The organism is Jatrophihabitans sp. (genome assembly GCF_036000465.1).
In the GTDB taxonomy this organism is placed as follows: Bacteria; Actinomycetota; Actinomycetes; order Mycobacteriales; family Jatrophihabitantaceae; genus Jatrophihabitans.
The window spans coordinates 52859-75629 of sequence record NZ_DASYFV010000008.1; the positions used below are offsets into that span (position 1 = coordinate 52859).

Sequence of the window (22771 nt, forward strand, 5' to 3'; positions counted from 1 at the left end):
AAAGCACGCCGCGAGTTTCCGCGCTGCGGCTGATGCCACGCCGAGGGCACCGGCCTAGCGTCGAGCGGCAGACACGTCGCTCGCAACCTGGACAGGATGCCGCCATGACCGCACCCGCCGCCCGCACCCCGCTCTTCCCGGTCGGACCCACCACGCCACTGTCGTTCGCGCCCGGCTCGCCGGAACGGGCCGCGACGGCGGCGGCGCTCGCCGACCTCCGCGGCACCGAATGGGAGGTCGCCAACGTCATCGACGGTGTCGAGGTGCGCACCGGGCGCACCGCGCCGATCGTCACGCCGCACGCGCACAAGGTGCAGCTCGGCGTCACGCACTGGGCCGGCGCGGCCGAGACGCAGCAGGCGATCGACGCCTCGCTCGCCACCGCCCGCTGGTGGGGGCGCCTGCCGTGGGAGGACCGCGTCGCGCCGTTCCTGCGCGCCGCCGACATGCTGGAGCACGGGCCGTGGCGGGCGAAGCTCAACGCCGCCACCATGCTCGAACTGTCCAAGACGACGTATCAGGCCGACATCGACGCCGCCTGCGAGACGCTCGACTTCATCCGGGCCAACGTCAAGAACATGCTCGACATGTACGCCGTGCAGCCGACGTCGCGGCCGGGGGAGTGGAACTCGGCCGAGTACCGGCCGCTCGAGGGCTTCGTCCTCGCGGTCACGCCGTTCAACTTCACCTGCATGAACAACCTCGCGTTCGGGCCGGCCGTCCTCGGTAACACGGTGGTGTGGAAGCCGGCCGAGAGCGCGTCGCTCGTCGCGCACCTGTCGCTGCAGTTGCTGCGCGAGGCCGGCCTGCCCGACGGCGTGATCAACCTCGTGTACGGCGACGGTGCCGAGGTCGGCGACGTGGCGCTCAATCACCGCGACCTCGCCGCGGTGCACTTCACCGGGTCGACCGGCACCTTCCAGCACATCTGGCGCACGGTCGGCGCGAACGTCGGCAAGTACCGCAACTACCCGCGCGTGGTCGGCGAGACCGGCGGCAAGGACTTCATCGTCGCTCACCCGTCGGCCGACGTGGATTCGCTGGCCACGGCCTGCGTCCGCGGTGCCTACGAGTACCAGGGGCAGAAGTGCTCGGCCGCCTCGCGCTTGTACGCGCCGCGCAGCCTGTGGCCGGCGCTGCGCGAGCGGCTGGTCGAGCTCACCGAGTCCATCGTCGTCGGCGACCCCACCGAGACCGAGACCTACGTCGGTGCGGTCATCAACGCCAAGCAGCACGCCAAGCACACCGAGGCGCTGGCCCGGGCCCGGGCCGAGGGTCGCGTCGTGGTCGGGGGCACCACCGACGACTCGGTCGGCTGGTTCGTCGACCCCACCGTGCTCGAGGTCGACGACCCGCGCTCGCCGTTCATCACCGAGGAGCTCTTCGCCCCCGTTCTGACCACCTACGTCTACGACGACGCCGACTGGGCCGACACGCTGCGGCTCGTCGACGAGTCGACCCCGTACGGGCTCACCGGCGCCCTGTTCGCCGACGACGAGGCGGCGGTGCGCGAGGCGAACGACGAGCTGCGCTACGCCGCCGGGAACTTCTACGTCAACGACAAGCCGACCGGCTCGGTCGTCGGCGCCCAACCGTTCGGCGGCGCCCGGGCTTCAGGCACCAACGACAAGGCCGGCACGGTCTGGAACCTCATCCGCTTCGCCAGCCCGCGCTCGACCAAGCGCAACCACCTGCGGGTGACCGACTACCGCTACCCGCACCTCGAGGCTTGACGCGGGTGACCCGGTTCAAGATCGGGTGATCCTGGGGAGCCTCTCGGCGACGAGAGGAGCTGCCATGCCCGACATCCAGTCCGACAGGTCGCTGCCCACCGGAGAGCAGGACGACGGTCTCGACGTACCCGTCGACGATCCTGACCCCGACGCGGCCGCCAAGGCCGACGAGGACGACGACGGCAGTCACTCGCGACTCGCCGAGGACGATCCCAACCGCGCCTGGTAGACCGGCCGGCCCGGATCGACCCGTCGTTCGCTGAGTCGGACGACTCTGGCGTCCCGGTCGGCTGCCGGGCGAGCATGAACCGGTGTTCGTGCGTGACGAGATCGTGGTGCCCGAGGCGGCCGGTTGGGTGCTGGCCCGGCTCGAGCAGTACCTGCGGTCGGAGAGCGCGGCGGGCCGTGCGAGTGACACGGCCCAGGATCAGGATGCGCTCCTCCTCCGCGCCGGCGTCTCCGTCGCCACCAAGCAGGTCGTGATCCGGGCCCTGCCGACGGCGGTGACGGCGGCAGGGGCGGAGATCGCGCTGAGCTGGTCGGCGACCGGCCCGATGCACGACCTCTACCCGAGTCTGGAGGCCACGATCAGCGTGGAGGCCGTCGATGCGGGGTCGACCCGCGTCCGCATGATCGGCAGTTACCTGCCCCCGATGGGCAACGTCGGGGTCGTCATCGATCGCGTGATCGGCCGGCGGTTCGCCGCCGCGACGGTGCGTTCGTTCCTCGACCGCGTCGAACACCGCGTTCTCGACCGGGCCGCGCCCGCCTCGCCCGAACGCGCCGCGAGCGTCTGGCCCAGGGTGGCGGCGCGGTTCCACGAGTCGTGAACGGCGTGCCTTCAGCCGCGCGGCTCGATGTCGAACACGGTTCGCAGCCCGACGAGCTCGAACAGTCGCAGGATCTCCGGCGACAGGTCGCGCAACACCAGGTCGGTTCGGTTGCTCTCGGCGAGTTCACGAACGCGCACCAGGGCGCCGAGACCGGTCGAGTCGAGGAAGGACACCGACGTCATGTCCACGACGACCCGCACCGCGTCCGGCTCGAGGACGGCCGCCGCCGCTGCCTTCTCGACGACCGGCGCGGTGAGCATGTCGACCTCGCCGCCGACGGCCACGACGATCGTGTCGCCGGTACGGCTCTGGGTCACGCTGAATTCGAGAGCCATGGGGCTTGGTCGCAATCGTCGACGAAGCGGTTCATCGTGTCCCGGGAGCTGCTTCGACGCTCTCGTCCGCTGGGGTTGAGGGCGGGACGCGGTGACAGTGACACTAGCCCAGGCGCCGGAGCCGGGGCTGCCGGCGTCAGGCGGTCGGCTCCACGTCCGCCGATGCGGGCGCATCGAGCAGGATCGTGAACAGCGTGTCCACGCCGGTGAGCGTCAGCAGCCGGAGCAGGCCGACGCGGGGGCCGCACAACACCAGCGGCAGGCCCCGGTCGACGGCGTGCGAGTGAATGGTGATCAGCGCGCCGAGTCCGGTGGAATCGCAGAAGCCGAGCTGGGACAGATCGAGGTCTATCGCGGTGACGCCGGGGTCGTGCATACCCTCCAGCGCCGCCGTGACGACGGCCGCGTCGTTGAGGTAGTCGAGATCCCCTGAGACCTCGAACCTCAGCCGGTCACCGTGTCTGGTCGTCTTCACGTTGATGCTGCTCATGATCGGACCCCACCTGCTGTCGCGCCTGGTCACGCAGCGGTGCCGCGTGGTCTCCAGGTCGTCCCCGAGTGCGACCTCGATGCTGGCCCGTGGCTGGGGCGAGACGACTGTGTACGAAGTGTCGCACTTCGGGGTGCGTGATGGATACCGGGTGTCTCCGAGCGAGAGCTGACGCGCGGTCGACCGGCGACCGATCTGTGCGCCGGACCGTTTCGAGCTCGCCGACGACGGGTACGGCATCGGGAGAGGGTACGGGTGTCGGTGAAGGGAGCGCGTCGTGAAGATCGGCCCGAGCTTCGGCTTGATGGTTTTCGGCGCGATCCTGACCTTTGCCGTGACGGCATCCCACCTGGCCGGCGTCAACCTCCGCGTGGCCGGCGTCATCCTGATGTTCGCCGGGGCCGTCGCGGTCGCGTACAACATCAAGGTCTCTCGCACGCGCCGGCGGACCGACATCATCTCCGAGCCGGGTCACACGACCTACCTCGAACCGTCCGACGCGGAAGAGGCTCCGCGACCGATGGCCTGATCGCGCGATCCGTCGGCTGTGAAATCGCGAAGCGGAGATCGGGCGCGATGGTCTCGCCGGCCCGAACACACTGGTTCACTTCCCCCATGAAGGCGCGAGGCAGATCGGGAGGCGAGCAGCGATCGAGCGGTGCTGCCGCCGTTGCCGGGTGGACCAGTTCCCGGGTGCGAGTCGGGGTCATGGTGGTCGCGGGCGCGATCGTCGCCGCTCTGGTCGGAGCGTTCGGCTCGTGGCCGAACGCTCCGGTGGCGGGCTGGGACACGTCGGCGGCGATCTTCATCATCTGGGTGTGGGCGGCCACCATCGGACCCATGTCGTCGACGCAGACGGCCGCGCACGCCACTCGTGAGGACCCGGGCAACGCCGCGACGGATCTGTTTGTGCTCATCGCGTCCGTGGCCAGCCTGGCCGCGGTGGGCGTCGTCCTGATCCAGGCGACGTCGGCGAAGGGCGCGACCCAGGACCTGCTGGCCGGCTTCGGGCTCGGCAGCGTCGCGCTCTCCTGGTTCGCGGTGCACACCCTGTTCACGCTGCGCTACGCCCGCCTCTACTACACCGGCACCGACGGCGGCGTGAACTTCAACCAGAAGACGCCGCCCCGTTACCTGGACTTCGCCTACCTCGCCTTCACCCTCGGCATGACCTTCCAGGTCTCGGACACCGACCTCGAGACGCCCTCGATCCGGGCCACCGCGCTGCGGCATGCCCTGCTCTCCTACCTCTTCGGTGCAGTCATCCTGGCCACCACCATCAATCTCGTCGCCGGCCTCGGCACCAGCGGCGGTGGTGGCGGCGGCTGAGCGGGCCGCGAGGAGGCGCACGCGAGCGGCCGCGCGCGCAATGCTCAGTCGCCGTTCGTTGCGCGGGTTCGGCTCGCGCCGCCGGTCGCGTCGCGGGTGCCGGCGGGGCCGTACCAGTCGAGGCACAGGGCGGTGGCGTCGTCGTCGAGCCGGCCGCCGGTGACCTGGCGTACGGTGCGACCCAGCTCCTGGACGACCTGGCGGGGGTGGCGATCCAGGCTGCGCCGCAGGAAGTCCGCGACGTCGAGGCGCCCGTCAAGGCGTTCGAGGTAACCATCGGTCACCATCAGCAGCCGGTCCCCGGGCCGGAGCACCAGGGTGTCGACGAGGTAGTCGGCCTCGGCCAGACCCAGCGGCAGTTGGGTGCTGAGATCGACGGTGGTCACGACGCCGTCGCGCACGAGGAACGGGAACGGATGACCAGCGTCGACGACCTCGACCGTGCCGTCGGCGAGCCTGACCCGCATGACCAGTCCGGTGACGAACTGGCCCCGCTCGGCGTGCTCGATGAGCACCTCGTTGGCGGCGTCGGCCTGCTCGGCGGGAGAGGACAACGCCCGTCGCCGGTTGCGCAGCGAGGCGATCGTCAACGTCGCCAGCATCGCGGCGACCGTGTCGTGACCCACCGCGTCGGTGATCGAGAGGTACAGGTATTCGCGGTCGAGGCTGTAGTCGAAGGTGTCTCCGCCGACGTCGTGTGAGGGTTCGAGCCACCCCGCCAGGGTCAACGGACCGGCCTCGACGGTGTAGGCCGACGGCAACAGGCGACGTTGGATCTCGGCCGAGACCGAGAACGGGATGTCGCGTTGGGACCACTCGAAGAGATCGGTGTGACGCCGCGCGGCGATGAGCGCATACGCCCAGGCGTGGGTCGCGAGGGCGAGGTCGTCCAGGACACCGTCCGTGGGCTCTTCGTCGAAGGACACCTCGAGGATGCCGATGGCGTCCCCGCGCTCGGTGATGGGCACCAGGGCCATCCACGCGTCGGCGTCGGCCACCAGCTCGCGGACCTGGGTGAGCAGGACGCGCTCATGCACCGTGCCCGCCAGCGATACCGACTCGGCCCGCTCGTTGTGACCGGCCCGCACCTGACCGCGGCGGGTGACATGCGACATCCGCACCAACGCGTCGCCGGAGAGGTTCGCGATCAGCACGGCAACGTGCCCGGCCCCGACCTCTTGCGCCAGCGCCTCGCTGAGCGCATCGATCGCGTCAACCGGAGAGGCTTCCTCCACCGCTGCCAGCAGCGACCGAAGATCCACGCCTGCGACACCTCATCCCGACACGCCCGATTTCAGTCGATCAGCACGTTACCGCGCGCCTCGCGCCGCCGGACTGAGAGCGCGGCAACCGTTGGACGGGCCGGAGGCGCCGCGGGCGCCAAGTTCGGCCATGACGGCCAGATCGACGAGGGGGTCGACCGGCCTCGGCAACACATCAGCGACGGCGACAGCCAGCGTCCGACGATCAGGGCCGGCCGAGCTAGGTCCGGCAGTTCGGACCGGGTACCGACTGTTGGCGAACGATCAAGGGCTCCAGCGTCGTGACGCTGGAGCCCTTGATCTGCGGTACTTCCTTTGTAGCGGGGGCAGGATTTGAACCTGCGACCTCTGGGTTATGAGCCCAGCGAGCTACCGAGCTGCTCCACCCCGCGTCGGTAAGACCAACAGTACCTGGCCGGGTCACGTGGTTCCAAACCCACCCCCTGCCGAGGGGTCGGGTCAGGCCGAACGCGTGTAGCGGTAGATGGTCGCGAGGTCGTTGCAGCCGGAGTTCACGAGCACCTGCACGGTCGATCCGTGGACGTCGATGCCCTCGGTCTCCGGCGTCCCGGTGCAGGTCGGATCGACCGGGACGGTGGCGAGGAGCGAGACGCGGGCGGAGAGCGCGCGACCGTCGAGCGGTCGGGCGAGCTCGACGCGCAGGATCTGGCGGGCGGCGGGGAACAGGTCGGTGTACGGATCGTTCGTCGAGCACAGCAGCGCGGTGGGTGACTCGAAGGCGCAGCCCTGCACGTTGCGCACGCGCCGGTCGAGGGTGATGACGGCGGCCAGCGGCAGCGTGCGGGGTGACCCGCGGGAGGGCATGGGGAAGACGAGCAGGCGGGTCATCGTGCCCCACCCGCCGCCGACGAAGTAGGCGGAACCGGGGGCGATCGCGGCGAACGAGTTGTGGAAGGTCTCGCCCGGCGTGAGCCCGTGCGTGTACAGGGTGCGGTGGCCGTCAGGGGCGGTGAGCGCGAACAGCGTGACGTGCGAGCCGGCTCTGCCCTGGTAGGCGTCCAGCACGTAACCGTCGCGCGAGTCCGGATCGCCGATGTGGGTCCAACCGGCCCGCAGCAGCGAGCGCGGGATGCTCCCGGCGCCGCGGGTCAGCAGGGTGGTGACGCCGTTGCGCGTCACCGTCGCGAGCCCCTGGTCGGCGTGCACGTCGGGAACGACGGTCGAGGCGACGAGCGTGAGGTCCTCGCTCGTCACGACCCGGCCCGGAGCCAGGGCGGCGGCCGACGGCGCGGCCACGGCGAGCAGGACGAGGGCGACGGTGACGAGTGACGCCGGAGCGCGGAAGGGGGGCCGCATCGTCACACCGTCCCGTCACCCTCGGTCCTGTGCGCACGACGATCCGCGCCGCTCCTCTCGAACTCGTCTCAACCCCCTGTCGGCGGCCTGTGCATCTCGCGGGTCAGCCCCAGACCTCGCCGGCCACCTCGACGATCAGCGCCAGCTTGGCGATCTGCTCGTCACGGGTCAGGTCGTTGCCCTCGACGGTCGAGGAGAATCCGCACTGCGGCGACAGGCAGAGCTGCTCGAGCGGCACGTACTTGGCGGCCTCGTCGATGCGCCGCTTGAGATCGTCCTTCGACTCGAGCTTCGGCGACTTGGTCGTGACGAGACCGAGCACCACGAACTTGCCCGGCGGGACGAAGCGCAGCGGCTCGAACGTCCCGGAGCGGGCGTCGTCGAACTCGAGGAAGAAGCCGTCGACGGCGAGCTGACCGAACAGCGCCTCGGCGACGAAGTCGTAGCCGCCCTCGGCCGCCCAAGCCGAGCGGAAGTTGCCGCGGCACATGTGAGTGGTCACGGTCAGGTCGTCCGGACGCCCGTCGAGCGCGGCGTTGATCTGGCGGATGTAGCGCTCGTGCTGGTGCTCGGCATCGCGGCCCTGCTCGCTCAGCTGGGCCCGCTGGGTCGGGTCGTTGAGGTAGGCGAGGCTGGTGTCGTCCAGCTGCAGGTAGGTGCAGCCGAGAGCACTGATCTCGCGGACCTCTTCGGCGTAGGCCGCCGAGAGATCGGTCCAGAACTCGTCCTCGTCGGGGTAGACGTCCGGATCGAGCGCGGCCGCGCCGCCGCGGTAGTGCACCATGCTCGGCGACGGGATGGTGAGCTTCGGCGTGCCGGTCGTGACGCAGCCCTTCAGGAAGGTGAAGGCGTCGCCGAAGATCGGGCCGTCGATGCCGAGATTGCCGTCGACCTTGAGCGCGGCCGACGTGAACTCCAGATCGCCGGCCGCGTTGTGCATGCGCACCTTGAGCATCTCGTCGGTGCGGGAGACGCCGCGCAGCGAGTAGATGAAGTCCATGTGCCAGGACGTGCGGCGGAACTCGCCGTCGGTCGCGGTCTGCAGGCCGATGTCCTCCTGCATGCGCACGACGTCGCGGATCGCGTCGTCCTCCGCCGCGCGCAGCCCGGCATCGTCGAGCGCGCCGTCCTTGTGCGCGGCACGGGCGTCGAGCAGGGTCTGCGGTCGCAGCAGGCTGCCGACGTGGTCGGCCCGGAACGGGGGAGCGGTGCGTGGGGTCATGACGATCGGTCCTCTCCTCGGTCGAGTGCGTCGCGCGCGATCGCGACGGCGCGGTTGGCCCGCGGCATGCCGGCGTAGATCGCCAGGTGCTGGATGACCTCGACGACCTCGGCCGGCGTGAGCCCGTTGCGGACGGCGCCACGGACGTGGGCGGTCAGCTCGTGCTCCGCCCCGAGGGTGACGAGGGCGGCGAGGGTGGCGATCGAGCGCTCGCGCCGCGACAGGTCCGGCCGCGTCCAGACCTCGCCCCACGCATAACGCGTGAGGAAGTCCTGGAAGCCCGCCGTCAACGGGGTGGTCGCCGACAGCGCGGCGTCGACGTACTCGTCGCCCAGCACCTCGCGGCGGACGGCGTACCCGGCCGCGGTCGTCCCGCCGCCACGGAAGTGGTCGATCAGCAGCGCGGCGACCCGCGCCGGCTGCTCGTAGGTGGCGATGTGCGACGCGCCGTCGACGATCTCGAGCCGCGCGCCCGGGATGCGGTCGGCGATCAGCTTCAGGTGCGGCAGCGGCGTGGCCGGATCGTGCTCGGCCGAGATGACCAGCGTGGGCGCGGCAACGCGGGCGAGGTCGCTGCGCTGGTCCATGCCGCCGATCGCGTCGCAGCACTGCGCGTAGCTCTCGGCGTCGACCGCGGTGAACATGGCGCGGATCGCGCGGAACGCGACCGGATCGCGCTCGGCGAACCCCGGGGTGACCCAGCGGGCGATGACTGCGTCGGCGATCGCCTCGGTGCCCTTCTCCCGCACCGCGGCGGACCGGTCGGCCCACAGCTGCAGCGGCTCGAGGTGGGCCGAGGTGCAGAGCACGGCCAGCCGCGAGATCCGCTCGGGGGCGTGGACGGCGAGCCACATGCCGATCATGCCGCCGAGCGACAGGCCGGCCAGGGCCACCCGGTCCAGACCGATCCCGTCCAGCGTGGCGAGCACGTCCCCGGCCAGATCGTCGATGGCGCAGGGGCTCCCGGGTGGTGACGGTGGCGAATCGCCGTGGCCGCGGGTGTCGATGCGGATGACCCGGAACCGCTCGCTCAAGGGGGCGATGCACGGCGTCCACATGGCGGTCGACGAGCCGACCGAGTTCAACAGCACGAGCGGCGGAGCGTCGGCCGACCCGTCGGATCGCCACGACAGTGCGGGCATCAGCGTCTCCTGTCCAGATAGCGGTCGACGAGGTCGCCGGCGTGCCCGACCTCGGGTTCGTCGGCGCCGAGGTTGCGCGCCATCGCCGCCGGGTCGACCTCGAGCCCGGCCAGCGACGCGCGCAGGCGTGACGCCGCGCCACCGACGCAGCGCAGCAACGCGGTCAGGGGCTGCCACTCGGCGTGCCAGCCGCCGGCCCCGCGCTGCAGTTCCTGGGCGCCGCTCGCGAGCAGGGTGGCGACGAGGCCGGGGGCCTGCGCCGCGGCGGCGCGGGCGGTGATCGCGGCGATCGGGTTGCGCTTGTGCGCCATGGCCGACGACCCGCCCGGGCTGCTCTCGCGCAGCTCGCCGAGCTCGGTCTGGGCGAGCAGCACGATGTCGGTGGCCGGCTTGCCGAGGGCGACCGAGGCCGTGCCGAGCGCGCCGGCCAGCTCGGCGACGACCGAGCGCTCGGCGTGCCACACGCCGGCCGGCTCGCGCAGGTCGAGCTCGTCGGCCAGGGCCGCGACGATGTCGAAGCCGTGTGGGTGGACCGCGGCCAGCGTGCCGGCGGCACCGCCGTACTGGATCGGCAACTCGCTGCGGACGGCGTCGAGCCGGGCCCGGGCGTGGTCGAGCCCGGCGCCCCACCCGGCCGCGAGCGCGCCGAAGGTCGTGGGCACCGCGTGCTGCAGGAGGGTGCGGCCGGTCATCGCGGTGTCGCGGTGCGCCCGGGCCAGGGCGGCGGCGTGGTCGGCCGCGTCGCCGAGGTCGGCGCCGATGACACCGAGCGCCCGCGAGGTGATCAGCATCGCGGCGGTGTCGAGGATGTCCTGGCTGGTGGCGCCGAGGTGCACCGCGTCGGCAGCCTCCTCGCCGGCCCGCTCGCCGACCGCGGCCCGGAGTTCGCGCACCAGCGGTATCACCGGGTTGCCGTCGGCCTGGGCGGCGCGACCGAGCTCGGCCGGATCGCGGCGGGCCAACGCGTCGGCCGCGGCGCCGATCTCGAGCGCGGTGCCGAGGTCGACGAGCCCGGCGCGGGCGCAGGCGCGGGCCAGGGCCGTCTCGACCTCGCACAGCGCGGCCAGCCAGGCCCGGTCGTCGACCGCGGCGTCGACCGCCGTCATCCCGAAGACGGGATCGAAGAGAACGCTCATCGGCCGACCCTCGCTGCGCTCGGTGCGGCCGCCGAAGGACTTCTACGCCGCCCATGACTCGCTCCGCAGGCGGCGCTCATAGCCAATACGTGTCGTGCTCGACGAAGAACGCGTCCCGCTCCTCGGGCGTCTTCCGTGCCAGGTCGGGCAGCCCCTCGAAGTACGCCTCGCGAGGTGCGCCGGGCGAGAAGTGCAGGAGCATCGACGCCGGCTCGCCCGACTCGTTGCGGAAGCCGTGCAGGCCGCCCTCGGGCACGTGCACCCAGTCGCCCACCGAGCAGTCGATCCAGCGGGTGCCGTCGTAGATCCGCACCGTACCGGTGAGTATGTAGAACGACTCCGAGATCGAGCGGTGGAAGTGCGGATCGGGTCCGGACGGCTCCGGCCCCATCTCCCAGCGGTACAGGCCGAACTGGCCGTTGGTCGAGGCGCCGGTGGCGAGGTAGTGGCAGGAGCCACCCGACGCGTAGCGCAGTTCGGGGGCGACGTCGGCCGGCCGGTAGACGGCGCTGACCTCGCCGGCCGAGCCGGTGTGCCGCGCGGGGGGATAGCTCATGGGGATCATCCTGCCCGTCCGAGCGCGGATTGCATCGACACTTGGCATCTGCGGAGGAACCGGATTCCAGCGCCCGCAGGCGCGGCTGATGTGGTTAGTATTCACCGCATGCCCGCCTATCGCATGCGTGAGGCCGCCGAGCTGCTCGGGGTCAGCGACGACTCCCTGCGCCGCTGGGCCGACAGCGGACGGGTCGAGTCGACCACGGACGCCACCGGGCGCCGCGTCATCGACGGCGCCGAGCTCGCCCGCTTCGCGATCGAGAACGCCGGACCGGTTCCCGAAGCCGGCCCGATGACCCGCGAGTCGGCCCGGAACCGTTTCGTCGGACTCGTGACCCGGGTCGTGCGCGACACCGTGATGGCCCAGGTCGAGATGCAGTGCGGCCCCTATCGGGTGGTGTCGCTGATGAGCCGTGAAGCCGCCGACGAGCTCGGGCTCGAGCCGGGCGTCACCGCGGTCGCGTCGGTGAAGTCCACCAACGTCGTCGTCGAGGTCTCGGAGGCCCGCTAGATGAAGCGTCCCGTCGCGCTGTCCGCCGTCGTCGCCCTGCTCGTCGCCGGCTGCTCGTCGAGCGCGTCATCTCCGGGCGTGAACTCGTCGGGCCCGCCTTCGTCGGGCGCGCTCTACGGCTCGATCACCGTGCTCGCGGCGGCATCGCTGACCGACGCGTTCACCACGCTCAAGAACGACTTCCTCAAGGCTCACCCCGGCGTCCGCGTGAGCGTCACCTTCGGCGCGAGTTCGGACCTCGCCACGCAGATCAACGACGGGGCGCCGGCCGACGTCTTCGCGTCGGCCTCGGAGAAGAACATGAAGACCGTGTCGAGTGCGTCGAGCGCGCAGGACTTCGTGTCGAACACCCTCGAGATCGCAACCCCGCCCGACAACCCGGGCAGGATCGCGTCCGTGGCCGACCTCGCGAAGCCGGACGTGAAGGTCGCCGTCTGCGCGGCGGCGGTGCCGTGCGGCGTCGTCGCCCAGAAGGTGTTCACCAGAGCGAAGATCACGGTCACACCGGTGGCCAGCCTGGCCGACGTGAAGTCGACGCTCGCGGCCGTCGAATCGGGTGAGGTGGACGCCGGACTGGTGTACGTGACCGACGTGCGCTCGGCCGGGGCCAAGGTCAAGGGCGTCCCCATCCCGGCCGCCGTCAACGCCAGCACCAAGTACCCCATCGCGGCGCTGAGCGGCAGCAAGAACGCCGCGCTCGCGAAGGCGTTCGTCGACTACGTGCTGTCCGTCGCCGGCCGGAATGTTCTCACGGCCGACGGCTTCAGCGCGCCGTGAGCCGCGCCCGGGCCCGCACCTCCCCGGGCCTGGGGACCCCTCTGCTCGTCGTCCCGCCCGCGCTGCTCGGGGTGCTGTTCCTGGCGCTGCCGACGGTCGCGCTGCTGCTGCGGACCCCGTGGCCCGACCTCGGCCGCATCTACCGCGATCAGCAGGTGTGGACCGCGCTGCGACTGTCGATCGAGTCGTCGCTCGAGGCGCTGGTGGCGTCGCTGGTGTTCGGGGTGCCGCTGGCCTGGGTGCTGGCGCGGGTGCGGGCGCGCGGCATGGCCTTCGTGCGCGCGATCGTGACGATCCCGCTGGTGCTGCCGCCGGTGATCGGCGGTGTCGCGCTGTTCAGCTCGTTCGGTCGTCGGGGCGTGCTCGGCGACGCCATCCGCGCGGTGACCGGGCATGACCTGCCGTTCACCTACCCCTCCATCGTGGTCGCACAGACGTTCGTCGCCATGCCCTTCCTGGTGATCACGGTCGAGGGCGCGTTCCGCATCGCCGATCGCGGCGTGGAGGAGGCGGCGGCGACGCTCGGGGCCTCGCGGTGGCGCATCTTCTCGCGGGTCACGTTGCCGCTCGTGCTCCCGGCGATCGCGGCCGGGTCGGTGCTGTGCTGGGCCCGAGCCCTGGGCGAGTTCGGCGCCACCCTGCTCATCGGCGGCAACGAGCCGGCCGTCACCCGCACGCTGCCGACGCTGGTGCTCACCGTGTTCCAGACCGATCCGGCCGCCGCGCCGGCGCTGAGCCTGCCGCTCATCGCAGTGGCGCTCATCGTGCTCGGCGCCTTGCGGGACAAGTGGCTGCGACCGATGGCCTCTTCGTGAGTCTCGTCGTCGACGGGCGGGTGCGCCGGGGCGAGTTCGAGCTCGACGCGGCGATCACGGCCGCGCCCCGTGAGGTGCTGGCCGTGCTGGGCCCGAACGGCGCCGGCAAGTCGACGCTGCTGCGCATCGTGGCCGGACTGCTTGCCCTCGATTCCGGCACGGTGCGCCTGGGCGACCGCGTGCTCGACGACCGCGCCGACGACGTGTTCGTCGAGCCGCAGCAGCGCGCCCTCGGAGTGGTGTTCCAGGACCACCGCCTGTTCCCGCACCTGCGCGTGCTCGACAACGTGGCGTTCGGGCCGCGCTCGCGCGGGGTACCGCGAGCGGCCGCTCGGGCCGGGGCGCGCACCTGGCTGGACCGGCTGGGCGTGGGGGAGTTCGCCGGTCGCCGCCCGCGCGAGCTGTCGGGCGGGCAGGCCCAGCGGGTCGCGCTGGCCCGCGCGCTGGCCTGCGACCCGGCGGCGCTGCTGCTGGACGAGCCGCTGGCCGCGCTCGACGTGCAGACCCGCGCCGAGGTGCAGGGCGAACTGCGCGAGCACCTGCGTGCCTACGGCGGGCCGACGCTGCTCATCACGCACGACCCCGTCGAGGCGCTCCTGCTCGCGACGCGCATCGTGGTGCTCGAACACGGCGAGGTGGTACAGCACGGCACGCCCGCCGAGATCAGCAGCCGCCCGGCCACGCGCTACGTGGCTCAGCTCGTCGGGATGAACCTCTACCGCGGCACGGCACTCGCCGGCGTGGTCGATCTCGACGGCGGCGGCCGGCTGGCGGTCAGCGACGTCCCGGACGGACGGGTGCTCGTGGCGGTCCGCCCGTCCGCGTTCACCGTCCACGGCGAGGAGCCGCACTCGATCAGCGCGCGCATCGTCTGGCGTGGCGTGCTGCGAGTGCTCGCACCGCTCGGCGACCGCATCCGGCTGACCGTCGAGGCCGACCAGAGCGTGCTGGTCGACGTCACCGCGTCGGCCGTCGCGGAACTCGGGCTCGCACCCGGCGCGACGATCTGGCTGACCGCCAAGGCGACCGACGTCGCCGCCTACCCCGACACGACCGCGCGACCGGGCGTGGCACGCTGAAGCGGTGCCCGATGTCGACGCCCCGCAGGTGACCGTCCGCTTCTGGGCCGGGGCGCAGCGTGCGGCCGGCCACGGCAGCGAGACGGCGACGGCGGGCACCGTCGGCGAGCTGCGCGCGGCCCTCGCGGCCCGACCGGAACTGCGTCAGGTCTGCGCCGTCGCGTCTTTTCTCGTGGACGGTCAGCAGGCCGGTGACACTACGCGCCTGCACGCCGGCGCCGAGGTCGACGTCCTGCCCCCGTTCGCGGGCGGCAGCGCGCCGCTGATCGTCGGGATCGGCGGCTCGACCCGGCCGGGCTCGCTCACCAACCTGCTGGTCGAGCGCTGCCTCGACCAGGTCGCCGCGCTCGGTGCGCGCACCGTGTCGGTGATGGGCCCGGCGCTGTCGTCGCTGCCGATCTACAGCGACGACATCGACCCCGGCGAGTCCTCCGAGCTCGTCGAGGCGGTGCGGGCCGCGGATTGCGTGATCATCGGCACGCCCGGCTACCACGGCGGGATGTCCGGGCTGGTGAAGAACGCCCTCGACCACCTCGAGTTGCTGCGCGACGACGTCCGTCCCTACCTGGACGGACGGGCCGTCGGGGTGATCGTGACGGCGGCGGGCTGGCAGGCGTCCGGCACCGCGCTCGTGTCTGTGCGCTCGGCCATCCATGCGCTGCGCGGGTGGCCGACACCGCTCGGGGTCACGGTCAACTCGGCCGAGCAGGGGCTCGACGACCCGCAGGTCGCCGGCGCGTTGCAGGTGCTCGCCGGGCAGTTGATGGAATTCGCGACCTGGCGGGCGAGCGCTAGGGCGTCGGCGCGCTGAGCCCGAGGCGGCGCTGCTCGATGATCAGGCACCGGTCCTCGACGTAGAGCAGTCCCGCGTCCTGCGCGATGGCCCGCGCCTCGGCCGACGCGATGCCCAGCTGCAACCACAGCGCGCTCGCGCCGGCCGCGACCGCCTGCCGCGCGATGTCCGGGGTCTGCCCCGACGGGCGGAACACGTCCACGAGGCCGACCTGTTCGGGCACGTCTGCCAGCGTGCGGAACACCGGCTCGCCGAGGATCGTGTCCGCGCGCGGATTCACCGGCACGATGCGCCAGCCGTGGGCCTGCATGTGCGCCGGCACGCGATGGGCCGCCTTCTCGGGCGCGGCGCTCGCACCCACGACGGTGATCGTGTCGTAGGTCCGCAGGATCTTCTCCACCACGCTGTCGGTCTCGGTCATGCTCTCCACATTAGGGTCGGACGGGTGACCGGACCTGGATCTCTCGACTGGCAGAACCCGACCGACTTCCTGGTGGCCGATCCGGTGGCGCGAGCGCTCGCCGCCTGGCCGACATCGGCGGCTGTGCTCGCCGCGCCGATCGACGCCGATCTCGCCGATACCGCGGCCTTCTGCGAGCACTACGGGGTCGCCCCGGAGGATTCCGCCAACTGCGTGGTCATCGCCGGTCGGCGCGGCGAATCCGTGAGCTACGCGGCATGCGTCGTGCTCGCGACGACGCGTGCCGATGTCAACGGCACCGTGCGCCGTCGCCTCGGCGCCAAGAAGGCGTCCTTCGCCGCGATGGAGGACGCGATCGTCCTGACCGGCATGGAGTACGGCGGCATCACCCCGATCGGCCTGCCCGACGGTTGGCCCGTGCTCGTCGACCGGGCGGTGCTCGACCGAGAGGTGGTCGTGATCGGCAGCGGGCTGCGCCGCTCGAAGATCGCCGTGGCCCCGGTCGTCCTCGCCGAACTGCCTGGTGCCGAGGTCATCGACGGCCTGGCGAGCTGACCCGCAGCGGACGGGGGAGGTAGCGGGCCCCCGAGCCCTGGCTGCCCATGATGTCGGCCGGGTTGGACACCGCGCACCGCTGCAAGGACAGGCACCCGCACCCGATGCACGAGTCGAGCCCGTCCCGCAGCTTCCGCAAAGCGGCGATCTGCTCGTCCAGGCGGTCGCGCCAGGTGCGTGACAGCCGGGTCCAGTCCGCCTTGGTCGGGTTGCGGTTGTCCGGCAAGGTCGCCAGAGCGGCGGAAACCTCCTCCAGGGTCAGGCCGACATTGCGGGCAGCGCGGATGAATGCCAGGCGCCGCAGGACGTGCCGCTGGTAGCGGCGCTGGTTGCCCGTCGTGCGCGTCGCGCTGATCAGGCCTTCCTGCTCGTAGTACCGCAGCGCGGACGGCGCCATCCCGCTGCGCTCGGCGACCTCGCCGACGGTGAGCAGGTCCGTACTACGCATCAATATCTCGCTCTCCCTTGACCTCAAGTTGACTTCAACTATAACCATGAGCTGCATGACATCGAATCCTGTTGCTCTGATCACGGGCGCCTCGCAGGGCCTCGGTCGAGCGCTTGCGCACGGCCTGGCCGACCGCGGCTGGCAGCTCGTTCTCGACGGCCGCGATCCGGCCCGCCTCGGCTCGGTCGCCACCGAACTTCCGACCGCCGTCACGGTCGCCGGGGACGTCACCGACCCGGCGCACCGGTCCTCGCTCGCCGCGGCGGTGGACGTGTTCGGCCGGCTGGACCTGCTCGTGAACAACGCGAGCGAGCTGGGTCCGAGCCCGTTGCCCGCGATCACGTCGTATCCGCTCGAGGCGCTGCGCGCGGTCTTCGAGACGAATGTCGTCGCTCCGGTCGCCCTGCTGCAGTTGCTCGTCCCGCTGCTTCGGACGAGCGAGGGAACCGTTCTGGACATCAGCTCCGACGCGGCCGTCGAGGCCTACGAAGGGTGGGGCGGCTACGGGTCGTCGAAGGCCGCCCTGGACCAGGTGTCGGCGGTCCTGGCGGTCGAGGAGCCTCGGCTGCGCGTCTACGCGGTCGACCCGGGGGACATGCGCACCGCGATGCACCAGCGCGCATTCCCGGGCGAGGACATCTCCGACCGTCCGTTGCCCGCGGCCGTGGTGCCGGGACTGCTGCGCCTGCTGGACGAGCGTCCGGCGAGCGGTCGGCACCGGGCCAGCGACTGGCTCGTCCCGGCGGTCAGCCGATGAGCGACGCTTGCGGAGCGAACCGATGACAAGCCCCGTCTTCGACCTGCCGCACCGGCTCGAGGCGTCCGCGCCACCCGCGCGGCGCGACGCGGTGCGCCTGCTCGTGGCCGGCCCCGGCCGGCTGCAGCACGCGCGCTTCGACCGGATCGGTGACTTCCTCGAGCCCGGTGACCTCGTCGTCGTGAACACCTCCGGCACCCTGTCGGCCGCCGTCGACGGCGTGCGTGACACCGGCGGCCGGGTCACCGTCCACTTCGCCACCGCGTTGGACGGCGGTGACTGGGTGGTCGAGGTCCGTCCGGCACGGCGGGCGCAGGGACCGGTCGGCGACCTGCGTGTCGGCGAGCGGGTCACGCTGCCGGACGGCGTCGTGCTCACCGTCCTCGCGGCGCACCCCGCCGGCCAGCGGCGGCTCTGGCGGGCCCGGGTTCCGGTCGACGGGGGTGTGGTGGCCTACCTTGCCAGGGTCGGCCGGCCGATCCGCTACGGCTACGTGCCCGGGCGGTACCCCGCCGCGGCCTACCAGACCGTCTTCGCGCGCGAGCCGGGCAGTGCCGAGATGCCGAGTGCCGGCCGGCCGTTCACGGCCGAGATCGTCACCGAGCTCGTCACGAGGGGCATCGGCGTCTCACCCGTCCTGCTGCACACGGGGGTGTCGTCGCCGGAGGCGGGTGAGCCGCCGCAGCCGGAACGGTTCCGCGTCGACGCGGTGACCGCTCGCGCGGTGAACACCACCCGCGCCTGGGGCGGACGCATCGTCGGGGTCGGCACGACGGTCACCCGCGCGCTGGAGTCCGCAGTGGACGCCGACGGGATCGTGCGGGCGGCGCAGGGCTGGACGGACCTCGTCCTCGGCCCGGACCGCCCCGCCCGCGTGGTCGACGGCCTGGTGACCGGCTGGCACGCGCCCGGCGCATCGCACCTGCAACTGCTCCAGGCTGTCGCCGGGGCCGAGTTGGTCGAGAGCGCCTACGCCGAGGCGCGCCGGGCGGAGTACCTCTGGCACGAGTTCGGCGACAGCTGCCTGCTACTGCCGGAACGCCGCATCGCCGATGCGTGAGAGCAGTGCGTCGTGCAACAGTCCGTTGCTGGCGGCCGCGCTGCCGGAGTGGACGCCCTCGACGCCGTCCAGTCCGCTGAACCGCCCGCCCGCCTCGGTGACGACCGGGGCGAGCGCGGCCATGTCCCACAGCGAGAGCTCGGGCTCGGCGGCCAGGTCGACAGCGCCCTCGGCAAGCAGCATGTAGGACCAGAAGTCGCCGTAGGCACGAGTTCGCCAGCACGAGTCCATCAGCGCGAGGAAGGCGTCACGGCGGCCGAGGTCACGCCAGCCCGACAGCGAGGAGTAGGACAGACTGGCGTCGGCCAGCTCGCCGACGCGCGACACCGACAACCGCCGCGCGGGGGAGCCGAGCGCAGACGTCCACGCCCCGCCGCCCTGGACGGCCCACCATCGCCGACCGAGCGCCGGCGAGGACACCATGCCCACGACCGGCGTGGAGCCGTCCAGCAGGGCGATCAGCGTGGCCCAGACCGGAACCGCCCGGACGAAGTTCTTCGTGCCGTCGATCGGGTCGATCACCCAGCGTCGCGCGACCGTGCTGTCACCCGAGCCGTACTCCTCGCCGGAGACCGCGTCGTCCGGACGGGCCTCGGCGAGCACCTGCCGGATCGCGCGCTCGACGGCACGGTCGGCGTCGCTGACCGGGGTGAGGTCCGGCTTGGTCTCGACGACCAGGTCGGCGGCGCCGAAGCGCTCGCGGGTGATCGCGTCGGCTGCGTCGGCCAGACGGATCGCGAGGGCCAGATCCTCGGTGTAGTCGCCGCCCGTCACGCGCTGCACGTTACCGTCGGGGGCATGACCGAGCCGACCCCGGAGGAGACCGCCAAGGTACTCCGGTCCTACTTCCGCGACGAGCGGCTCACGTCGATGCCCCGGCCGGGACGCAAGCGGCAGATCGTCCTCGAGCAGATCGTGCAGCACTTCGAGCCGGGCCGCCGCTACCTCGAGCCCGACGTCAATCTGACGCTGCGGCAGATCTGGCCGCAGGACGTCGCGGCGCTGCGCCGGTACCTCGTCGACGCCCGCCTGCTCGAGCGCTCGGCCGGGGAGTACTGGCGCATCGGTGGACGGGTGGACATGTGACCGGGCAGATCGACGGCCGGATCAGCGCGCGTGGTGGGGTACCCGCGTTCCAGGTGATGCGCGTGATCGATGCGGTCGTTGCGCGGCGCGCGGCCGGGCTGCCGGTGATCGACCTGTCGGCGGGCCAGCCGTCGACTCCGGCACCGGTGGCGGTGCGTCGTGCCGCGGCCGCAGCGCTCGAGGCCGATCGCATCGGTTACACGAACGCACTGGGGATTCCTCCGTTGCGCGAGGCGATCGCCGCGCACTACCGGCACACGGACGGCATCGACGTCGATGCTGCGAGCGTGGCGGTCACGACGGGGTCCTCCGGCGGGTTCCTCTACGCGTTCCTGGCCGCCTTCGACGCCGGCGACACGGTCGCGATGGCGCGGCCCGGGTACCCGGCCTACCGCAACATGCTCGCCGCGCTCGGCTGCCGAGTCGTCGAGCTGCCCTGCGGCGCGGACACGCGGTTCCAGCCGACGGTCGCGCACCTCGACGCGCTCGACGTGCCGCCGGACGGGCTGGTGCTGGCCTCGCCGGCGAACCCGACGGGGACGATGGTCGATGCCGCCGAGCTGGCAGCGCTGACCGCGTGGTGCGACGCGCACGGCACCCGCCTGGTCAGCGACGAGATCTACCACGGCATCACCTTCGGCGTGGCCGCCGCATCCGCCTGGCGCACGAGCCGCCGCGCGATCGTCGTGAACAGCTTCTCGAAGTACTTCTCGATGACGGGCTGGCGCATCGGCTGGCTGCTCGTACCCGACGAGCTCGCCGACAGCGTGGACCGGCTGGCCGGAAACTTCGCGATCTGCCCGCCGGCCCTGTCGCAGCACGCCGCGGTGGCCGCGTTCGACGCCTACGACGAGCTCGACGCGAACGTCGAGCGCTATGCGGCCAACCGCGCGATGGCGCTCGAACAGCTCCCGCTCATCGGCCTGGACCGACTCGCCCCGGCCGACGGCGCGTTCTACGTCTACGCCGACGTCTCGCGCTGGACGCACGACTCGCTGTCCTTCGTGTTCCGGGCTCTTGCCGAATGCGGGGTCGCCCTCGCGCCCGGCGTCGACTTCGACCCCGTCGACGGGGGGCGCTTCGTTCGCATGTGCTTCGCCGGCGACACCGCCGAGATCGGGCAGGGCATCGCCTGGTTGGGCGACTGGCTGGGCCGTCAGCCCGTCCTCTGATCGTCTCGCGAGCTCAGCGCAGCGGTCCCGCCCCCGGATCGCCCGCGGCGAGCACCTCCACCTGGTCTCCGACCCGCACCCTGCCGAGCGGTGTGTCCGGGACGAGGTTGATCCCGAACCAGGTCTTGCCGTCCCACTTGCGCTGACGGGCCAGGGTGGCGATCGGCTCCATCCCCTTTGCGGCGGTCTGCGGGTCCAGCGTGGTCATGACGCACCGGTCGCAGCCCTTGACCGCGCGGAACGTCGTCGCGCCGATCCGCACGTGGCGCCAGCAGTCCTCGTCCCACGCGTCCACGCCGTCGACGACCACGTTCGGACGGAACCGCGTCATCGGCAACGGACCCTCCGCCGAGCGCGGGCCGGCCGCGATGTACTCGTTGAGCGCGGCCAGGGACGCCTCGCTGGTCAGCAGCAGCGGGAACGCGTCGGCGAAGGAGACCCGGTCCGACGGGCGCGTGTAGCGCGGATCGGTCGCGCGCCGTGTGGGGTCGTCGAGGTGGACGAGACGCGCGGGTTGCCCGACGAGCTCGGTGAACCACTGCGCTGCCGCCGCTCCGGCGCTCGCCGCCTCGACCCGCGAGCCCCAGACGTCCACGGTCGTGGACAGCGTGCCGTCCGGCGCCGGCATCTCCAGCGGCGCCAGGCCCGGACCGGTGAGGGTCAGCCCGCGGTCGGTCACCTCGGGCACGACGAGCAGCAGCCGGTGCACCTCGCGTGCGGTGATCACGAATCCGTCGGCGTCGACGACCATCCAGCGCCGGTCGCCCGCGAGTCCCCACGGCTCGACCGCGGCCTCGAGCAGCGACTGACCGCGGCAGGACTTCACGGGGTACCGCGCGAGGGCGGTGACGACGGGCGGCACCTGGGCACCCTACCGATCGACACTCCACAAGCCGAGGTCCGAGCGGTGTGTTTTCTGTGGAACCTGGACATCGCAGCGTGCTCGCAGCACGATCGGGGACAAGGTGGTTCAGCGGTATCCGGGTTCCATTCACCAAGGGGGAGCGCCACGCAATGAAGACCAAGGCTGCAGTCGTGTACGAAGCCGGCAAACCGATCGAGATCGAGGAGCTGGAGCTCGACGGCCCGAAGGACGGCGAGGTGCTGATCCGCTACACCCACGCGGGGCTGTGCCACTCCGACATCCACGTCGCGCACGGCGACCTCGAGGCCCGGCTGCCGATGGTGCTCGGGCACGAGGGCGCCGGCATCATCGAGGAGGTCGGCCCGGGCGTCACCCGGGTGAAGGTCGGCGACCACGTGGTGTGCTCGTTCATCCCGAACTGCGGGACCTGCCACTGGTGCGCGACCGGCCAGCAGGCCATCTGCGACATGGGCGCGACGATCCTCGAGGGCTACCTGCCCGGCGAGCGCTTCCCGATCAGCGGGCCGAAGGGCCAGTACGGCGCGATGTGCATGCTGGGGACGTTCAGCCAGTACGGCACGATCCACCAGAACTCCGTGGTCAAGGTCGACGACGACCTGCCGCTGGACAAGGCGGTGCTGGTCGGGTGCGGCGTGCCGACCGGCTGGGGCTCGGCGGTCTACGCGGCCGACGTCCGTCCCGGTGAGACGGTGCTCGTGTACGGCGTCGGCGGCATCGGCATCAACGCCGTGCAGGGCGCGCGCTACGCCGGCGCGAAGAACGTCATCGCCGTCGACCCGCTGGAGAACAAGCGCGAGAAGGCGATGGAACTCGGCGCGACGCACGCCGTCGCGACGGCCGAGGAGGCACAGGCTCTCGTGTCCGACCTGACCCGTGGGGTGATGGCGGACAAGGCGATCCTCACCGTCGGGCTGATGGAGGCCGAGGTCGTCGGGGCTGCGTTCGGGGCGACGGGCAAGGGCAGCACGATCGTGCTGACCGGTCTGAACAAGCTCGAGGCGCCGACGATCCAGTTGCCCGGCACCATCCTCACGCTCTACAAGAAGACGGTGAA

Annotated in this window: 28 protein-coding genes and 1 tRNA gene; 16 read left to right on the plus strand and 13 right to left on the minus strand. The window is 71.8% G+C overall.

Annotated elements, in window-relative coordinates; genetic code table 11:
• Positions 1-104: 104 nt before the first annotated feature.
• The 3 genes from pruA to VGN18_RS02855 all read left to right on the plus strand — a co-directional run bounded on the left by pruA (position 105) and on the right by VGN18_RS02855 (position 2563).
• Positions 105-1733 carry an L-glutamate gamma-semialdehyde dehydrogenase gene (gene pruA / locus VGN18_RS02845; protein WP_327538121.1) on the plus strand — a complete coding sequence of 543 codons (1629 nt, stop codon included), beginning with the start codon at positions 105-107 and terminating at the stop codon, positions 1731-1733.
• 64 nt (positions 1734-1797) lie between these two features.
• A complete protein-coding gene (locus VGN18_RS02850) occupies positions 1798-1962 on the plus strand; it encodes a hypothetical protein (RefSeq protein WP_327538122.1) in 165 nt (54 codons plus the stop codon).
• An 82-nt stretch (positions 1963-2044) separates the two neighbouring features.
• Positions 2045-2563, plus strand: a complete 519-nt coding sequence (locus tag VGN18_RS02855) for a hypothetical protein (protein WP_327538123.1) — start codon at positions 2045-2047, stop codon at positions 2561-2563.
• 11 nt (positions 2564-2574) lie between these two features.
• On the opposite strand, the gene VGN18_RS02860 is transcribed toward VGN18_RS02855, so the two are convergent.
• Together VGN18_RS02860 and VGN18_RS02865 are read right to left on the minus strand one after the other, a co-directional pair.
• On the minus strand, positions 2575-2901 hold the full coding sequence (locus tag VGN18_RS02860) for an STAS domain-containing protein (RefSeq protein ID WP_327538124.1): 327 nt from the start codon (positions 2899-2901) through the stop codon (positions 2575-2577).
• 136 nt (positions 2902-3037) lie between these two features.
• The gene (locus VGN18_RS02865) at positions 3038-3391 is read right to left on the minus strand and encodes an STAS domain-containing protein (protein ID WP_327538125.1); all 354 of its coding nucleotides are present in this window, start codon (positions 3389-3391) and stop codon (positions 3038-3040) included.
• A gap of 277 nt (positions 3392-3668) precedes the next feature.
• Here VGN18_RS02865 and VGN18_RS02870 point away from each other — a divergent pair, with 277 nt between their 5' ends.
• The gene (locus tag VGN18_RS02870) at positions 3669-3920 is read left to right on the plus strand and encodes a hypothetical protein (RefSeq protein WP_327538126.1); all 252 of its coding nucleotides are present in this window, start codon (positions 3669-3671) and stop codon (positions 3918-3920) included.
• A gap of 164 nt (positions 3921-4084) precedes the next feature.
• Complete coding sequence (locus VGN18_RS02875; protein WP_327538127.1) at positions 4085-4720, plus strand: DUF1345 domain-containing protein; 636 nt, start codon at positions 4085-4087, stop codon at positions 4718-4720.
• A gap of 44 nt (positions 4721-4764) precedes the next feature.
• Here VGN18_RS02875 and VGN18_RS02880 read toward each other — a convergent pair whose 3' ends face one another.
• The 7 genes from VGN18_RS02880 to VGN18_RS02910 form a co-directional block, all read right to left on the minus strand.
• Positions 4765-5982, minus strand: a complete 1218-nt coding sequence (locus tag VGN18_RS02880) for a PP2C family protein-serine/threonine phosphatase (protein ID WP_327538128.1) — start codon at positions 5980-5982, stop codon at positions 4765-4767.
• Between the two features lie 318 nt (positions 5983-6300).
• Positions 6301-6374, minus strand: a tRNA-Met gene (locus VGN18_RS02885).
• Positions 6375-6441: 67 nt separating this feature from the next.
• A complete protein-coding gene (locus VGN18_RS02890; RefSeq protein WP_327538129.1) occupies positions 6442-7299 on the minus strand; it encodes a hypothetical protein in 858 nt (285 codons plus the stop codon).
• Between the two features lie 103 nt (positions 7300-7402).
• The gene (locus VGN18_RS02895) at positions 7403-8521 is read right to left on the minus strand and encodes a 5-methyltetrahydropteroyltriglutamate--homocysteine S-methyltransferase (RefSeq protein ID WP_327538130.1); all 1119 of its coding nucleotides are present in this window, start codon (positions 8519-8521) and stop codon (positions 7403-7405) included.
• Positions 8518-9663: a 3-oxoadipate enol-lactonase gene (pcaD, locus tag VGN18_RS02900; RefSeq protein ID WP_327538131.1), complete on the minus strand. Its 1146-nt coding sequence runs from the start codon at positions 9661-9663 to the stop codon at positions 8518-8520. The genes VGN18_RS02895 and pcaD overlap by 4 nt, the downstream gene beginning before the upstream one ends.
• A complete protein-coding gene (gene pcaB / locus VGN18_RS02905) occupies positions 9663-10799 on the minus strand; it encodes a 3-carboxy-cis,cis-muconate cycloisomerase (protein ID WP_327538132.1) in 1137 nt (378 codons plus the stop codon). The genes pcaD and pcaB overlap by 1 nt, the downstream gene beginning before the upstream one ends.
• A 76-nt stretch (positions 10800-10875) precedes the next feature.
• Positions 10876-11355, minus strand: coding sequence for a cupin domain-containing protein (locus VGN18_RS02910; RefSeq protein ID WP_327538133.1), 480 nt, complete (start codon positions 11353-11355; stop codon positions 10876-10878).
• A gap of 108 nt (positions 11356-11463) precedes the next feature.
• Between VGN18_RS02910 and VGN18_RS02915 the strand changes: the two genes are divergently transcribed.
• The 5 genes from VGN18_RS02915 to VGN18_RS02935 are packed head-to-tail and all read left to right on the plus strand — an operon-like array spanning position 11464 to position 15350.
• On the plus strand, positions 11464-11868 hold the full coding sequence (locus tag VGN18_RS02915; protein WP_327538134.1) for a TOBE domain-containing protein: 405 nt from the start codon (positions 11464-11466) through the stop codon (positions 11866-11868).
• Positions 11869-12645, plus strand: a complete 777-nt coding sequence (gene modA / locus VGN18_RS02920) for a molybdate ABC transporter substrate-binding protein (RefSeq protein ID WP_327538135.1) — start codon at positions 11869-11871, stop codon at positions 12643-12645.
• On the plus strand, positions 12642-13460 hold the full coding sequence (modB, locus tag VGN18_RS02925) for a molybdate ABC transporter permease subunit (protein ID WP_327538136.1): 819 nt from the start codon (positions 12642-12644) through the stop codon (positions 13458-13460). The genes modA and modB overlap by 4 nt, the downstream gene beginning before the upstream one ends.
• Positions 13457-14539, plus strand: coding sequence for an ABC transporter ATP-binding protein (locus VGN18_RS02930; RefSeq protein WP_327538137.1), 1083 nt, complete (start codon positions 13457-13459; stop codon positions 14537-14539). The genes modB and VGN18_RS02930 overlap by 4 nt, the downstream gene beginning before the upstream one ends.
• A 4-nt stretch (positions 14540-14543) precedes the next feature.
• Entirely contained in the window at positions 14544-15350 is an 807-nt protein-coding gene (locus tag VGN18_RS02935) for an NAD(P)H-dependent oxidoreductase (RefSeq protein WP_327538138.1), read from the plus strand.
• Here VGN18_RS02935 and VGN18_RS02940 read toward each other — a convergent pair.
• On the minus strand, positions 15331-15753 hold the full coding sequence (locus tag VGN18_RS02940; protein WP_327538139.1) for a CoA-binding protein: 423 nt from the start codon (positions 15751-15753) through the stop codon (positions 15331-15333). The genes VGN18_RS02935 and VGN18_RS02940 overlap by 20 nt on opposite strands.
• Positions 15754-15777: 24 nt before the next feature.
• On the opposite strand from VGN18_RS02940, the gene VGN18_RS02945 reads away from it, so the two are divergent.
• Complete coding sequence (locus VGN18_RS02945; protein ID WP_327538140.1) at positions 15778-16308, plus strand: YbaK/EbsC family protein; 531 nt, start codon at positions 15778-15780, stop codon at positions 16306-16308.
• Here the strand turns inward: VGN18_RS02945 and soxR are convergent.
• Positions 16286-16756, minus strand: a complete 471-nt coding sequence (gene soxR / locus VGN18_RS02950; RefSeq protein WP_349259817.1) for a redox-sensitive transcriptional activator SoxR — start codon at positions 16754-16756, stop codon at positions 16286-16288. The genes VGN18_RS02945 and soxR overlap by 23 nt on opposite strands.
• Positions 16757-16811: 55 nt before the next feature.
• On the opposite strand from soxR, the gene VGN18_RS02955 reads away from it, so the two are divergent.
• The gene (locus VGN18_RS02955) at positions 16812-17513 is read left to right on the plus strand and encodes an SDR family NAD(P)-dependent oxidoreductase (RefSeq protein WP_327538142.1); all 702 of its coding nucleotides are present in this window, start codon (positions 16812-16814) and stop codon (positions 17511-17513) included.
• A 22-nt stretch (positions 17514-17535) separates the two neighbouring features.
• Positions 17536-18573 carry an S-adenosylmethionine:tRNA ribosyltransferase-isomerase gene (locus VGN18_RS02960; protein WP_327538143.1) on the plus strand — a complete coding sequence of 346 codons (1038 nt, stop codon included), beginning with the start codon at positions 17536-17538 and terminating at the stop codon, positions 18571-18573.
• On the opposite strand, the gene hisN is transcribed toward VGN18_RS02960, so the two are convergent.
• Complete coding sequence (hisN, locus tag VGN18_RS02965) at positions 18541-19347, minus strand: histidinol-phosphatase (RefSeq protein ID WP_327538144.1); 807 nt, start codon at positions 19345-19347, stop codon at positions 18541-18543. The genes VGN18_RS02960 and hisN overlap by 33 nt on opposite strands.
• 24 nt (positions 19348-19371) lie before the next feature.
• On the opposite strand from hisN, the gene VGN18_RS02970 reads away from it, so the two are divergent.
• Together VGN18_RS02970 and VGN18_RS02975 are read left to right on the plus strand one after the other, a co-directional pair.
• The gene (locus VGN18_RS02970) at positions 19372-19659 is read left to right on the plus strand and encodes a DUF2087 domain-containing protein (RefSeq protein WP_327538145.1); all 288 of its coding nucleotides are present in this window, start codon (positions 19372-19374) and stop codon (positions 19657-19659) included.
• 56 nt (positions 19660-19715) lie between these two features.
• A complete protein-coding gene (locus VGN18_RS02975; protein ID WP_349259818.1) occupies positions 19716-20831 on the plus strand; it encodes an aminotransferase class I/II-fold pyridoxal phosphate-dependent enzyme in 1116 nt (371 codons plus the stop codon).
• A 13-nt stretch (positions 20832-20844) separates the two neighbouring features.
• Here VGN18_RS02975 and VGN18_RS02980 read toward each other — a convergent pair whose 3' ends face one another.
• On the minus strand, positions 20845-21693 hold the full coding sequence (locus VGN18_RS02980; protein ID WP_327538147.1) for an MOSC domain-containing protein: 849 nt from the start codon (positions 21691-21693) through the stop codon (positions 20845-20847).
• 152 nt (positions 21694-21845) lie between these two features.
• Here VGN18_RS02980 and VGN18_RS02985 point away from each other — a divergent pair.
• A partial coding sequence (locus VGN18_RS02985; protein WP_349259815.1) for an alcohol dehydrogenase catalytic domain-containing protein occupies positions 21846-22771 on the plus strand: 926 nt, incomplete at its 3' end.